Here is a 13929-nt window from a genome sequence, read left to right on the forward strand (position 1 = left end):
TGTAGCAGCGCCCCGCCGCTCCTAGGATGAACTCATCCCCCCAGCTCCAGGAGTATCCCGATGAACCGTCTCCCGCTCATGGTCGGCACGGCGCTGCTGTCCTGCCTTGGTCTTGCACCGCTGGCCGCCATCGCCGCGGACACGGGTTTCCCGTCGCGCCCCATCACGCTGGTGATTCCCTTCCCGCCCGGCGGCGCGACGGACGTCAACGGCCGGGTGATCGCGCAGCGGCTCGGCAAGGAGCTCAGCCAGCCCGTCGTCATCGAGAACCGCGCGGGCGCAGGCACGGTCGTCGGCGCAAGCTATGTGGCGAAAGCGGCCCCCGACGGCTACACGCTGCTGATCAGCTCGGGCTCCACATTCACCGTCAACCCGGCGATCCGCTCCAACCTGCCCTACGACCCCGTGAAGAGCTTCGAGCCGATCGGCATCGCGGGGCGCGTCGCGCTGATCCTGCTGGCCAACAGCGAGGTGCCGGTGCAGACGGTGAAGCAGTTCGTCGATTACGTGAAGGCCTCGCCGGGCAAATACTCGTACGGCTCCTACGGCACCGGAACGACCGCCCAGTTCGCCGGCGAGACCATGCTGCATGCGACCGGCCTGAAGATGACGCACGTGCCCTACAAGGGCAGCGCCCCCGCAATGACCGACCTGATGGGCGGCCAGATCCCGTTCAGCATCGATACCGTGAGCGCGGCAATCCCCCAGCTCAAGAGCGGCAAGATCAAGGCCATTGCACTGACCACCGCGAAGCGTTCCGCGCTGCTGCCCGACGTGCCCACCTTCGCCGAGAGCGGCTACGCCGGCATCGACATGGACTCGTGGCTGATGGTGGCGGGGCCGAAGGGCCTGCCCGCCGACGTCAAGGCCAAGCTCGAGAAGGCGCTGGCCGTGACCATCGCCGACCCCGACACGCGCACCAAGCTGCTGGGCCAGGGCCTGGAGCCGACCTACAGCAACGCCGCCGCGGCGAGCGAGCTGATCACCCGTGAATTGCCCCTGATGCGCGCGGTTGCGGCGCGCGCCAACATCACTGCCGACTGATGAATCACATGAACACCGGCACGGAGCTCGTCGAGAAGTCCGCCGTCGAACTCCGCCGCCTCATCGGCAGCAAGGCGGTCTCGCCCGTCGAACTGCTGGAGGCGTGCATCGCGCGGATCGAGCGCGTGAACCCCTTCGTCAACGCGGTGACCGCCACCTGCTTCGAGCGCGCGCGCGCCGAGGCCAAGGCGGCGGAAAGCGCCGTCCTGCGCGGCGACACGCTCGGCCTGCTGCATGGCCTGCCGCTTGGCGTGAAAGACCTGGAGCCCACCGAGGGCCTGCTCACGACCTGGGGCTCGGCGATCTACCGCGACCACGTGCCGACGGAAGACATCGAGCTCGTGGCCCGGCTGCGCCGCGCGGGCGCCATCGTGGCGGGCAAGACCAACGTGCCCGAGATGGGCGCGGGCGCCAACTCGCGCAATGACGTGTGGGGTGCCACCGGCAACCCCTTCAACCCGAACCTGAATGCCGGCGGCTCGTCCGGCGGCTCGGCGGCCGCTCTGGCCTGCGACATGCTGCCCGTGTGCACGGGCTCCGACACCGGCGGCTCGCTGCGCATTCCAGCAGCCAAGTGCGGCGTGGTGGGCTTCCGTCCCTCGCCGGGCATCGTGCCGAGCGTGCGCAAGCCGCTGGGCTGGACGCCGATCTCGGTGGTCGGCCCGATGGGCCGCACGGTGGAAGACGCCTGCCTGCAACTGGCGGCGTCCGCGGGCGCGAACGCCGGCGACCCGCTGAGCTATCCACTGGACCCGCAGTCATTTCTCGTGCCGGAGCGCGTCGACCTGGCCAACCTGCGCGTGGCGTGGACCGAGGACTTCGGCACCTGCGCGGTGGACGACGGCATCCGCGCCACCTTCCGCCGGAAGATCGAGGCCATGCGGCACCTGTTTCGCCGCTGCGACAAGGTCGAGTTCGACATGGGCGAAGCGCATCGCTGCTTCGACGTGCTGCGCGCCGAGGCCTTCGTGGCGGGCATGCAGGCAGCCTACGAGCGCGACCCGAACAGCCTGGGCCCCAACCCGCGCGCCAACTACGAGATGGGCGCACGCATGAGCCTGCTCGACAGCGCCTGGGCGCAGGCCGAGCAGACCCGGCTCCTGAAGCGCTTCCAGGCGACCTTCGCCGACTACGACCTGGTGCTGTCGCCGACCACGCCGGTCTCGCCCTTCCCGTGGACACAGCTGTACGCCGACACCATCAATGGCGAGACGCAGGCCAATTACTACCGCTGGCTCGCGCTGACCTACGTGGTCACGCTGACGACGCACCCGGCGATTTCGCTGCCCTGCGGCCTCGACCACGCAGGCATGCCGTTCGGGCTGCAGATCGTGGGCGGGTTCAGGGCCGACCATCAGGTGCTGGGTGCGGCGCATGCCATGGAGGCGGCGTTCTCCCCGGATGCGCAGCTGCGCCGTCCGCGCCCCGACCTGGCCTCGCTGCGCGCGGCCGTACCCGCGCTCACGTCGATCGTCAAGACGCCGCCGATCTTCGACAACCGCGCCGCGGGGGCCGCCGCTGTGTCGGTCGTCTGAGCGAAGGGGCCGCTCCCTGCACCCACATCACGTAGCATCCGGCCATGAGCTACACCGTGAAACTGGTCGACTTTCCCGACGCCCCGGCCGACGTCATCGCCACCGCGGAGTCGCGCTTTCGCCGTGAACTCGACAAGCTGCTGGGCGACGGCGTCGAACCTGCGCTGAAGGCATTCGAGAACGCCAGCGAGTCCAGCGCCGACGAACTCACCAAGGACGAACTCGCACTGGCCGCCACCTGGGCCAAGGCCTACGAAGCCGCGAAGACCGCGGGCTTCCGTGCGCTGGGCGAAGCCGACGAGGCCTACTTCGAGATCCGCCTCGACTGACCTGCCGTCTTCTTTTGCAACGGCTCGGGAGCCGGCCTGCGGCTGCCACTGAACCCAGCAGACGAAACAGCCGCGCGGGAGGCGCCCGGCAGCTTCGCCACCCGCTCCGACAGAAAGTCCACCAGCACGTGCACCCGCAGCGGCAGTTGGCGACGCGGGGCATACAGCAGGTGCGCCTCCTGCGGCGGCCCGGTGTGCCGGCCCAGCACGCGCACCAGCCGGCCTTGCGCGAGCAGGTCGGCCACCATCCAGGTGGGCTGCAGCGAAATGCCTGCGCCGCCGAGCACGCTGTCGAGCAAAGCCACCGCGTTGTTCACACGGTAGCGGCTGCGCACCGGCACCGTGACGGAGCCTTCAGGGCCTTGCAGCAGCACGCCGTCGTCGCCTGACGCATAGCGCAGGTAGTCGTGCGCCAGCAGGTCCTGCGGCTTGCGCGGCCTGCCGCGCGCCGCGATGTACTCGGGCGAGGCGACCAGCACGCGCGGCCACGTGCCCAGGTGGCGGGCAACGAGGTCGGGCGGCAAGGCGCCGCCGACGCGCAGCGACACGTCGATGCGCTCCTCCAGCGGATCGACGAAGCGGTCGTCGAGCACCAGCTCCAGTTCGATGTCCGGATACAGGCCCAGGAACTCCAGCGCCATTGCATTGAGATGCCGCTGCCCCATCGTCACCGGCGCGCTCATGCGCAGCAGGCCGCGCGGCTGCTGGATGCCTTCGCGTGCATCGGACACCGCGTCGCCGTAGTCCTCCAGCATGCGCCGTGCGCGCTCGTGAAAGCGCTGCCCCTCCTCCGTCAGGCTCAGGCCGGCCGCCGTGCGCCGCAGCAGGCGCACCCCGAGCGAGCGTTCCAGTCCCGCGACCAGCTTGCTGACGGTCGGCTGCGTGGTGCCGAGCGCGCGGGCCGCGCCCGAGAGGCTGCCCAGCTCCACGCTGTGCACGAAGGCTTCGAGGGCGCGCAAGGTGTCCATGGTGTATTCAAATATGGAATGGTCTGCATGCCATTCTGCCGTCTACCCATCCGGATGCGCATGAAAGAAAGTCGAGTCCTGGCTTCACCGCTCATCGAAGGACTCCCATGACAACCCCGAAATTCGCATCGATCCTGCGCCACGGCGCCCTCGCACTCACCCTGGCCGGCATGGCTGCCGGCTCGGTGGCCGAACCGGCCGCCGCGCACTGGAGCCCCAGCTGGATGTCCAGCACGCAGCCGATCTGGAGCGGCGACTTCGTGCTGCCCACCGGCCTGCCGTTCCAGTTCAACCGGCAGACCCTGCGGCAGGTGGCGCGGCTGAGCATCGGTGGCTCGCGGCTGCGCGTGGCGATCAGCAACGAAGGCGGCACCACACCGCTGCACATCGGCGCGGCGCGCTTGGCGCGGCATGCCGAGGGCTCGGCGGTCGTCGAAGGCAGCGACCGGCCGCTGCGCTTCGGCGGGCAGACCGAAGTCACCATCCCGCCCGGCGCGCGGCTGGTCAGCGACCCGGTGGACATTGCCCTGCCTGCACTCGCCGAGGTGGCCGTGTCGCTCTACCTGCCGCAGCCCAGCCAGCCCGCGGGCTTTCATTTCGATGCACGCCAGACAGCCTACGTGGCCGACGGCGACCTGAGCGCGGCGCAGCACCTGCCTGCCAGGGCCACCGCGTGGAGCACCCGCGTCTACGTGAGCGGCCTCATGGTCGAGACGCAGCAGCCACCCATCACCGTCGTCACCCTCGGCGATTCGCTGACCGACGGCAACGGCTCCACGCCCGGCGCCAACACCCGCTGGCCCGACGCGCTGGCCGAGCGGCTGGCGGGCCGCAACGTCGCGGTGCTGAACGCCGGCATCTCCGGCGGCCGCCTGCTGAAGGACGGCATGGGCCGTGCCGGCCTGGAGCGCGCGGGCCGCGACGTGTTCAGCCAGCCCGGCGTGCGCGCCATGGTCGTGCTGCTGGGCACCAACGACATCGGCTGGCCCGGCGGCCCCTTCGCACCGGACGAGCCCGCGGTGAGCGCGCAAGCCGTCATCCAGGGCCTGCGGCAACTGGTCGAGATGGCCCATGCCCACAACGTGCGCATCACGGCCGGCACCATCGCGCCGACCGAGCGCGCGCTGGAAGGCACGCCGCTCGAAGGCCACTACTCGCCCGACAAGGACAAGGTGCGCCAGGCCGTGAACCGCTGGATTCGCGAGAGCAAGGTGTTCGACGCGGTAGTCGACTTCGATGCGCTGCTGCGCGACCCGGCCCGCCCCTCGCGGTTGAAGGCGGCAATGGACTCGGGCGACCACCTGCATCCGGGCGATGCCGGCTACAAGGCGATGGCGGCGGCCATCGACCTGGACGCCCTGCTCGGCGCACCCGTCCAGCCTTAGAGCAGCCTTCCTCAGGGCTTGCAAGCCCGGAAACATACTGTACACAAACACAGTATTTCCCTAGAATTCGTCGTCTCCGAGAACAACTTCAAGGCGACGACCATGACCACCGCCAATCCGCCTGCGCCCTCTGCGCAGGTTCTTTTTTTCTCCCGGCTGCACCCGTTGCAGGCCCGCTCCCGCTCTCCCGCTGGCCGGATTTCGACCTGGCCCTTCAAGGTAGCCCGCGACAGGGACGACATTCGCGTCCAGGCGGCGCGCGTGATCCGCACGACGGCCGAGAATTGGTGGCCATCCGAATCCTGATGGAGGTGCGCAATGGCTGCTCGCAGACAGCTTCTCATCGGGCTTTTTCCCACCAGGGAAGTCCAGGTCGACATCGAGACTCACCGCAAGGACTGGTTGTGGCCCCGCGGCTGCTCCTTTCCGCCCCAGGAACGCCTGCACCTGACGCTTCAGTACCTCGACGACCAGCGGGAAGACGCCGAGCAACGGCTGCGTGCCGCGCTCGCCGAAGTGTCCATGCAGCCGCTGGAGCTCACGCTCGACCGCTCATGCACCTGGTCGAACAATGTCTCGGTGATGCAGTTGTCCGAGCACGAAGGATTGCGACGCCTTCAGCGCGACATCACCCACGTGCTGCTGCGGGCCGGCTTTCCCCTTCTGGTTCACGTGTGGACACCGCACATCACGATCGCACGGCACTCGGAGCATGCCGCAGGGCCCACATTGCGGACCCCGATCCGCTGGACGGCGACCGAGTTCCGCCTGGTGCGCTCGCATTTCACGTCCCCGTTCCGCCACGAGCTGCTGGGCTCCTATCCCCTGCACTGAACTGCGCAAGGAAACGGAAACGGCTCAGATCAGCATGTCCTGCGCGTCGTCCTCGAAGCCCTCGACCGGCTGCGCCTTGGCCAGCGCAAGCCACACCGCAAACGGAATGCGATCGAACGCGCGATGCACGGCCGCGCGTGCCACCACGAGGCGATCGCCCTCGAGCACCATCACGCCGCACTCGGCCGGCACCTCCTCGGGCGTGGCGATGCAGCGGCCTTTCGCGTCGTTGCCCAGCACGTACCAGCACTCGCCGCCCAGGTCGAGGTAGGCCGCGCGCTTGTCGGGCTTGCGCAGGTCGCCCAGCAGGTCGGCGCGGCTCACCTTCACCTCGTGCACGATGGGGTGCGCATAGGCCTCGACGCTGGTATTGCGGATCGAGAACACATCGGGCCGCGCAACGCACCAGCGCGGCTTGCCGCCCTCTTCCAGCGGCGGCAGACGAGCCCGCAGGCCGAGGCCGCGCCACGCGACGCGGCCGCCGCGCGTCATCTCGCGCGCCACGCGTTCGACCAATGCCTCGTGCGGCGACAGCGCCGCGCGGTTGATGGTGAGCGTGGTGGCGATGCGCGCAATGCCGGCGTCGGTCACGCGCAGCGTCTCGTGGCCGTGCGGCGTGCGCACGCGCTCCAGATAACCGCCCGCCAGCAGTTCGACCTCGATGGCATCGCAGCAGGGCCACCCCGCGGATCGGTAGATCTCGCGCAGCCGCCGCGCATGCAGTTTTCCGAACGGCACCTCGCCGGTTCTCTGTATGGGCGGCGGAGGCTCCACCACGGGTGGCGGAAAACCGGGATCGGTGAACGGCGGCTCCGCGGGTGGCGGATCGCCCTCGGGCGGAAGTCCGGGCGGCGGTGGCGGCGGCACGGGTATGGGCACGTCGGGCGCGGGCGGCGGTGGGCCGATCGGCGTGTCGACGACGGAGTCAAGAGCGAGTGCGGACATGGGAGAAACAGGTTAGCGAAAAGTCGAGGGGTGCGCGAGGCATGGAACGATCGGTTGCATTCGCCCTTGCCCGTCAATGGAAGTCGCGGCTGGTGTTGCTCTGCGCGAGCCGGCCCATGAGCGGCGTCAGGTCCTTGAAACCGGTGGCGATCAGGTGCTGCACCTTGCCGCCGCTGTCGTCGTCGCGCTGCCATGTGCCCTGCACCGCGAGCAGGTGCGACTTCAGCAGCGGCTCGCGCCAGGCTTCGATGACATGGCTCCAGACGATCACGTTGACGTTGCCGGTCTCGTCCTCCAGCGTGACGAAGATGGTGCCGTTGGCGGTTCCGGGCCGCTGGCGCCCCTTGACGATGCCGCAGGCGCGCACGGTCTGGCCGCTGGGCTGCGCACGCAGTTGCTCCGCGCTCATGAGCTTCATGCGCGCGAGGCGCGGGCGCAGCAGCGCGAGCGGATGGCGGCGCAGCGTGAGGCCGAGCGCCGCATAGTCGCCGACGATCTCCTCGCCCTCCGGCGCGGCCGGCAGCAGCAGCGCCTGTTCGTGGATCGGCACGCCCTTGAGCAGGGCCGGGGCGCGGCTCCCCATGCCACGGGTGGCGGTGGCGTCCCACACCTGCTGGCGCCGATGGCCCGAGAGCGACATCAGTGCATCGGCCGCGGCCAGCGCGGCCATGTCCTTGCCATCGAGTTCAGCGCGCAGGGCAAGGTCTTCGGTGCTGGTGAAAGGCGCCTGCGCACGCGCCTCGAGCAGTCGCTTGGCGCCCTGCTCGCTGAGGCTCGAGATCCGTTTCAGGCCGAGCCGCACCGCGGGCTGGTTCTCGTTGCCCAGGCGATCGGCGTAGCGCGCATCGGTGCCCGTCGGCATGCGCGGCGCATCGAGCGCGCGGGCTTCGAGCGTGGTGTCCATCTCGCTCTTCGTGACGTCGACCGGACGCACTTCCACGCCATGGCGCCGCGCGTCCTGCACGAGCTGCGAGGGGCTGTAGAAGCCCATCGGCTGCGAATCGAGCAATGCCGCGAGGAAGCAGGCCGGCTCGTAGTTCTTGAGCCAGCTGCTGATCGTGACCAGCAGCGCGAAGCTGGCGGCGTGGCTTTCGGGGAAACCGTAGTCGCCGAAGCCCATGACCTGCTTGAAGATGGCTTCGGCGAAGCTGGCCTTGTAGCCGTTATCGACCATGCCATCCACGAGCTTGTCGTGAAACTTGCCCAGGCCGCCCTTGCGCTTCCACGCGGCCATGGCGCGGCGCAATTGATCGGCCTCGTCGGCAGTGAACTTGGCCGCGATCATCGCGATCTGCATCACCTGCTCCTGGAAGATCGGGATGCCCAGCGTGCGCTCCAGCGCGGGGCGAAGCTCTTCTTTCTCGTAGTGGATGGGCAGCTCGTTGCGCTTCCGCTCCCGCTGCTTGAGATACGGATGCACCATGCCGCCCTGTATCGGCCCCGGCCGCACGATGGCGACCTCGATCACGAGGTCTTCATAAGTGCGCGGCTTCAGGCGCGGCAGCATCGACATCTGCGCCCGGCTCTCGATCTGGAACACGCCGATGGTGTCGGCATCGCAGATCATGTCGAACACATTCTGGTCGTCGTTGGGGATGTGATGCATCTCGATCGCCGAGTTGCGCCAGCGGTTCATGTGGTCGAGTCCCCTGCGGATCGCGCTGAGCATGCCGAGCGCGAGCACGTCGACCTTGAGCATGCCCATGGCTTCGAGGTCGTCCTTCTCCCACTGGATGACGGAGCGGTCTTTCATCGAGGCCTTCTCGACCGGCACCAGCCGCGTGAGCTTCGTATGCGTGAGCACGAAGCCGCCCACGTGCTGGCTCAGGTGGCGCGGAAAGCCCTTGAGCCGCTGCGTCATCTCGATCCATTGCACCAGCTTGAGTTCGTCTTCCTCCACGCCCACGCGTGCGGCCGCCTGGCGCAGCTGCTCGCCGAGCACGGTGTCGTCGAACCAGTAGTGGTCTTTCGCGAACTCGTCGATCAGCCGCTCGTCGATGCCGATGGCCTTGCCCACATCGCGCAACGCGCTGCGCGAGCGGTAGCAGATGACGACGGCCGCGATGGCGGCGCGCTCGCGACCGTACTTCCTGTAGATGTACTGGATGACCTCTTCGCGCCGCTGGTGCTCGAAGTCGACGTCGATGTCGGGCGGCTCGCGGCGGTGGCGACTCAGGAAGCGCTCGAACAGCAGGTGGCCCTTCTCGGGGTTGATCGCGGTGATGCCCAGGCAATAGCAGACTGCGGAATTGGCCGACGACCCGCGCCCCTGGCAGAGGATGTGCTCCGAGCGCGCGAAGCGCACGATGTCTTCCACGGTGAGGAAGAACATCTCGTATTCGAGTTCGAGGATCAGGTCGAGCTCTTTCTGCACCTGCGCCCGCACCACGTCGGGAACGCCCTGGGGATAGCGGACCTGCGCGCCCTCCCACGTCTTTCGCACCAGCGTCTGCGCCGGTGTTTCATGGCTGCCCACGCTTTCCAGCGGGTACTTGTAGTTTTCGCGGATCACCTCGGGATCGAAGCTGCACCGACCGGCCACCACCAGCGTGTTCGCCAGCATCAGCGGCAGGTAGAGATCGGCCAGCCGCATGCGCGGGCGCAGGTGCCGTTCGGCATTCGGCTGCAGCGCAAAGCCGCATTCGGCCACGGTCCGGCCTTCGCGCACGGCCGTCAGCACGTCGTGCAGCGGCTTGCACGAACGCGCATGCATGTGCACGTCGCCGGCCGCCACCAGCGGCACGCCGGCCTCTTCGCCCGCCTGCATCAGCGTGACGAACCAGAGGTCGTCGTCGAGTTCGTTGAACAGCTCCACGGCCAGCCAGAGATTCGCGCCATACAGCGCCCTGGCGGCCGACAGGTCTTCGTGCAGCGTCGCCGTGTCCATCGCGCCGCCGGGGTTGCGCTGCGGTACGAAAAGAACCTGGCAGTCCCGCAGCGAGGCCACGTCGCTGCCTTCCCAGCTCACGCGGTACTCGCCCTTGGGCAGTTCGGTGTTGCGCGCGGCGGTGATGAACTCGCAGAGATTGCCCCAGCCTTCGGTGCCGTTCGCGATCACCACGAGCCTGAAGCGCTCGAACTGGAACTCGCTGCCGAACAGCAGGCGGAAACCGGGATTGCGCGGAATCGGCGGCTCATCGGGATGTTCGCGCTCGTACTCGTCCAGCTTCGCAGGCAGGTCGCGCAGGGCCACATGCGCGCGCACGATGCCCGCCACCGAGCATTCGTCGGTGATGGCCAAGGCCGTGTAGCCGAGCTGGTAGGCGCGCTCAACCATTTCCTCCGGCGTCGAGGCGCCGCGCTGGAAGCTGAAGTGGGTGAGGCAATGCAGCTCGGCGTAGTCGGGCAGCGTGAATGTGGGCTTCCCGCGCAGCGGCAAGGGCAGCGCATGCACCTTCGCCGAGTTGCGTCCACGCAGTTGCTTGCCGCTCAGGTCAGGCATAGAACCCCTGCAGGTACCAGCGCACCTCGCCGGACGAAAAACGGGCGGAGGGCCGCTCGCGGAAGATCCACACCAGGCCGGCTTCGGGGCTTTCGGCGACGTAGTAGTCGCGCATGGCGGGCTGGCCGCCGTCTTCCTTGTCGCCCCACCAGCCGGCCTCGACACGCTGCGGCCCGATCAGCCTGCTCAGCGGGCCGCGGTAGCACGGGCGCTCGCCGTCCATCTCGAGCAGCAGCGGCTCGGACAACAGCCACGGCGGATAGATGGCATCGGGCTGCGAGGCTGCGGTTTTTTCGTCCTTGCGGGCCTTGGCGGGCGCGTTCTCCTTCTGCAGCGCGGGGCGCCATGCCTGCTTGCGCTCGGGCCGGTGATCGGCCTGCGCCGCCGGCACTACCACCTGCTGCGCTCCGAGCCGCACGCTGAGCCGCTCGACCATCTCGTGCAGCCTGTCGCCCTTGCGGTTGTCCTCGGGCAGGAAGCTGGTGCTGGCGCCGGCCCACGGATCGGTTTCGAGCGTGCGCAGCCTGAGCCAGCTCGCGGGCGCGGCCAGCGTGGTGAGGGCGAGCTTTTCCGACAGCAGGCGGCGCAGGTGCGCCATGTCCTGCGTGGGCTCGGCCGTGCGCACGGTGACCTGCTGGTGCGGCGGCAGGTTCACGCCGTTGAAGCGCTTGAGGTCGAGCGTCCACTGCAGCTCGAGCGCGCGCGCACCGCGCTGGCGGGCGCGCAGCCAGATCTGCAGGGCCGACAGCAGCCGGTTGGCCGACCACATGAGTTCGGGCGCGGTCTCGGCCAGCGCGGGCAGCTCGAGCTTCTGCTCGAACACGTCGGGCAGCGTGAGCCAGGCATGGCTTTCGGGGCGCAGGCCCCAGGCGGCGTCGAGCGCCTCGCGCAAGCCAGTGCCGAAGCGCCGCGTGAGGCCGCCGCGCGGCAGTGCCGCCACATCGCCCCAGGTGCGGCAGCCCAGGCGCGCGAGCAGGTCGAGGTGCTCACGCGCGGCGCTCAGGGTGTCGAGCGGCAGGCCGGCCGGAATGTCCTGGGGCCTGTTCTCGTCGCGCTCGAACAGGCGCAGCCGCGCCAGCGCGATCAGGCTCGTGGCGCCCTGCGCGCCCAGCATGCGCACATCGGGCGCGGGGTTGGCGGCCAGCAACTGGCGCATCAGCTGCAGCCGCCCGCCCCACAGGCGCTCGCAGGCGGAGACTTCAAGCATCAGCGCTTCGTCCTGCCAGGCGACGTGCGGGGTGTACTGCAGCGCCCACCAGCCCAGCGATTCGGGCGTGGGCAGCGTGGGAGCGTCGGGCGTGTCGGCGTCAGGCAACCACTGCAAGGCGATCCAGTGCATCCGGGCCTCCTCCTTTCCACGCGTCGATGCGCACCACGGTCGCCGAAGACGCTGCCGTCTCGCCGGCCGGCACCGTGCCCGACTGCTGCAACCGCAACTTGCGCCGCAGCCGGGCGGCGGCCAGCAGCGCGGCCATGCGTTCGTTGCGCGCCGGCAGCATCACCGGCGCGGCCAGCGGCGGGCCGCGGCGCTTGAGGATGTGCAGCTCGATCTGCGACGCATCCGATTCGCAGCGCCCGGCGCGGATGCGCAGCCGCGCCGGCGAGGCCGACCGCGCGGCCGATTCGGGCCGGCACACGAACAGCAGCACCTCGTGCTGCGCGGCCGCCAGCTGCAACCGCCGCAATTCGCCCACCCGCGCCTGCGGCAGCCAGGCCACGACGGCGGCGATGTCCGCGCAGCGCAGCGCCTGCTCGCAGGCCCACAGCCGCGCGGCCGGAGCCTCGCTCCTGACCCACATCAGCGCTTCCACCGGCAGCCCCTGCGCCGCGAGCGACGGCCCGCAGGGTTCATAAGGCGCGCCGACCAGCACCACCGGCCCGCCGCGCGCCTGCACCGCCTGCGCCAGCGCGGGCAGCAGCAGCCGCCAGACATGGGCCTCGGGTGCGCCCTGCAGCAGTTCCGTCATCGCGCCCACCGGCCAGCCGCCGCCCGGCAGCTGCGCATCGAGCGCGGCGTGGCCGGTGGCGGTGACCTGCGCGTCGGCCAGGCCGAGTTCGTCGGCATGCCAGACGCCGCGGCCCGCGGCAGCGGAAAAGGAGTCGAGGAAAGGGAGGCCCATGGGTGAAGACTGTTAACTGTATTTTTATACAGTACTCTCCAGGCCGCAACCAAAGACCCGATTTACCTCGCAGGGCCATCGCCTTAAGATGGGGTCGCTAACACTAAGTTACCAACATGCACAAAAAGATTCATCTGCTGGCTTCGGCCTTCGTCGCTCTCTCCACTGTCCTGGGGCTTCCGTCTGCGGTGCAGGCGCAGACCAAGCCGCTCCTGATCGGCCAGACCTACGTGCAGACGGGGCCGCTGGCGTCCCTGTCGCCCGAGCCCCTGCTCGGCATCCGTGCCATGTTCGCCGCGGTGAACGCGAACGGCGGCATCAACGGCCGGCCGGTCGAGCTGCGCCAGCTCGACGACGCCTACGACCCCGCCAAGGGCGCCGAGAACGTCAAGACCTTCGTGAAGGACGGCGCCATCGGCGTGCTGATGCCCATCGGCACTTCGTCGTCGATCGGCGCGATCAAGGCGGCCAACGAACTCAAGGTTCCCATCGTCGGGCCCTACTCGGGTTCTGGCCCGGTGGTGAAGCCCACCGAATACGGCTTCCCGGTGCGCATCAGCTTCGACGAGGAATACAGCCGCATCGTGAACCACCTCTACACGATCGGCCTCTCGCGCATCGCCTTCGCCCACAACGACAACCCGGGCGCACGGTCGGCGCTGGAAAGCACGCAGAAGTTCATTGCCGAGCGCGGCGAGAAGATGGCCGGCAGCGTGGCGATCAAGAACGACGGCTCCGACGCCGCCGAGCGCGCCGCCGAGCTGGCCAAGCTCAAGCCCAAGGCGGTGGTGCTGGCAGCCACCAACGAGGTGGCGGCGAAGTTCATCACGGCCTACCGCGCGACGGGCGGCGAGACGGCCTTCTACTCGTTCTCCTTCCTGAACGGGCAGAAGCTGTTCCAGGACATCAAGAAGGACGCTGCCGGGGTGGTCATCTCGCAGGTCGTGCCCTATCCGTGGAACAGCGCAATGCCGGTGATTGCCGAGTACCAGGCGGCCATGAAGAAGATCGGCGCGACCGAGTTCGGCTATGCCAGCCTCGAGGGCTATGTCGCGGCGAAGGTCATGGTCGAAGGCCTGAAACGCGCCGGGGCGAACCCGACGCCGGAATCGCTGCAGAAGGGCCTCGAGTCGTTCAAGACGCTCGACATCGGCGGCATTGCGGTGTCGTACCGGCCCGGCGAGCACCGCGGCCTCACCTTCTCCGAGCTGTCGATGCTGAAGGCCGACGGGCGCTACCTGCGCTGAGGGCCCTGCCTGCCGCTGGCCCCGACAGGTTCCAAGCCGAAACCTGTCGGCGCAGAATTTCGTCCGTGACGACGCCTTTC

12 protein-coding genes are annotated in these 13929 nt (G+C 68.9%); 7 read left to right on the top strand and 5 right to left on the bottom strand.

The features are described 5' to 3' along the window. The first annotated feature begins 60 nt into the window (after nt 1–60). Genes AC1DFC_RS05510 through AC1DFC_RS05520 form a run of 3 tightly spaced genes read left to right on the top strand, consistent with a single transcriptional unit; the run spans nt 61 to nt 2908 of the window. Nucleotides 61–1044: a Bug family tripartite tricarboxylate transporter substrate binding protein gene (locus AC1DFC_RS05510; protein ID WP_478178772.1), complete on the top strand. Its 984-nt coding sequence runs from the start codon at nt 61–63 to the stop codon at nt 1042–1044. An 8-nt stretch (nt 1045–1052) separates the two neighbouring features. After that, nucleotides 1053–2579, top strand: coding sequence for an amidase (locus AC1DFC_RS05515; RefSeq protein WP_413336162.1), 1527 nt, complete (start codon nt 1053–1055; stop codon nt 2577–2579). A 44-nt stretch (nt 2580–2623) separates the two neighbouring features. Next, nucleotides 2624–2908 carry a hypothetical protein gene (locus AC1DFC_RS05520; protein ID WP_007834682.1) on the top strand — a complete coding sequence of 95 codons (285 nt, stop codon included), beginning with the start codon at nt 2624–2626 and terminating at the stop codon, nt 2906–2908. On the opposite strand, the gene AC1DFC_RS05525 is transcribed toward AC1DFC_RS05520, so the two are convergent. After that, the gene (locus tag AC1DFC_RS05525; protein ID WP_413336159.1) at nt 2884–3876 is read right to left on the bottom strand and encodes a LysR family transcriptional regulator; all 993 of its coding nucleotides are present in this window, start codon (nt 3874–3876) and stop codon (nt 2884–2886) included. The two genes, AC1DFC_RS05520 and AC1DFC_RS05525, sit on opposite strands and share 25 nt — an antisense overlap. A gap of 107 nt (nt 3877–3983) precedes the next feature. Here AC1DFC_RS05525 and AC1DFC_RS05530 point away from each other — a divergent pair, with 107 nt between their 5' ends. The 3 genes from AC1DFC_RS05530 to AC1DFC_RS05540 all read left to right on the top strand — a co-directional run bounded on the left by AC1DFC_RS05530 (nt 3984) and on the right by AC1DFC_RS05540 (nt 6095). Then, nucleotides 3984–5261: an SGNH/GDSL hydrolase family protein gene (locus AC1DFC_RS05530; RefSeq protein WP_413336157.1), complete on the top strand. Its 1278-nt coding sequence runs from the start codon at nt 3984–3986 to the stop codon at nt 5259–5261. A 102-nt stretch (nt 5262–5363) separates the two neighbouring features. Next, a complete protein-coding gene (locus tag AC1DFC_RS05535) occupies nt 5364–5567 on the top strand; it encodes a hypothetical protein (protein ID WP_413336155.1) in 204 nt (67 codons plus the stop codon). 12 nt (nt 5568–5579) lie between these two features. Next, complete coding sequence (locus AC1DFC_RS05540) at nt 5580–6095, top strand: 2'-5' RNA ligase family protein (RefSeq protein WP_413336153.1); 516 nt, start codon at nt 5580–5582, stop codon at nt 6093–6095. Between the two features lie 24 nt (nt 6096–6119). On the opposite strand, the gene AC1DFC_RS05545 is transcribed toward AC1DFC_RS05540, so the two are convergent. The 4 genes from AC1DFC_RS05545 to imuA all read right to left on the bottom strand — a co-directional run bounded on the left by AC1DFC_RS05545 (nt 6120) and on the right by imuA (nt 12602). After that, nucleotides 6120–7040, bottom strand: coding sequence for a hypothetical protein (locus AC1DFC_RS05545; RefSeq protein ID WP_413336151.1), 921 nt, complete (start codon nt 7038–7040; stop codon nt 6120–6122). Nucleotides 7041–7113: 73 nt separating this feature from the next. Beyond that, on the bottom strand, nt 7114–10482 hold the full coding sequence (locus tag AC1DFC_RS05550; protein ID WP_478178773.1) for an error-prone DNA polymerase: 3369 nt from the start codon (nt 10480–10482) through the stop codon (nt 7114–7116). Next, nucleotides 10475–11821: a Y-family DNA polymerase gene (locus AC1DFC_RS05555; protein WP_478178774.1), complete on the bottom strand. Its 1347-nt coding sequence runs from the start codon at nt 11819–11821 to the stop codon at nt 10475–10477. Before AC1DFC_RS05555 ends, AC1DFC_RS05550 begins: the two co-directional genes overlap by 8 nt. Beyond that, entirely contained in the window at nt 11790–12602 is an 813-nt protein-coding gene (gene imuA, locus AC1DFC_RS05560; protein WP_007834669.1) for a translesion DNA synthesis-associated protein ImuA, read from the bottom strand. Before imuA ends, AC1DFC_RS05555 begins: the two co-directional genes overlap by 32 nt. 116 nt (nt 12603–12718) lie before the next feature. Here imuA and AC1DFC_RS05565 point away from each other — a divergent pair, with 116 nt between their 5' ends. Then, nucleotides 12719–13849 (top strand): ABC transporter substrate-binding protein, encoded by a 1131-nt coding sequence (locus tag AC1DFC_RS05565; RefSeq protein WP_007834667.1) that lies wholly within the window; start codon nt 12719–12721, stop codon nt 13847–13849. The last annotated feature ends 80 nt before the right edge of the window (nt 13850–13929 follow it).

This window comes from Variovorax sp. 10L421 (assembly GCF_056395365.1).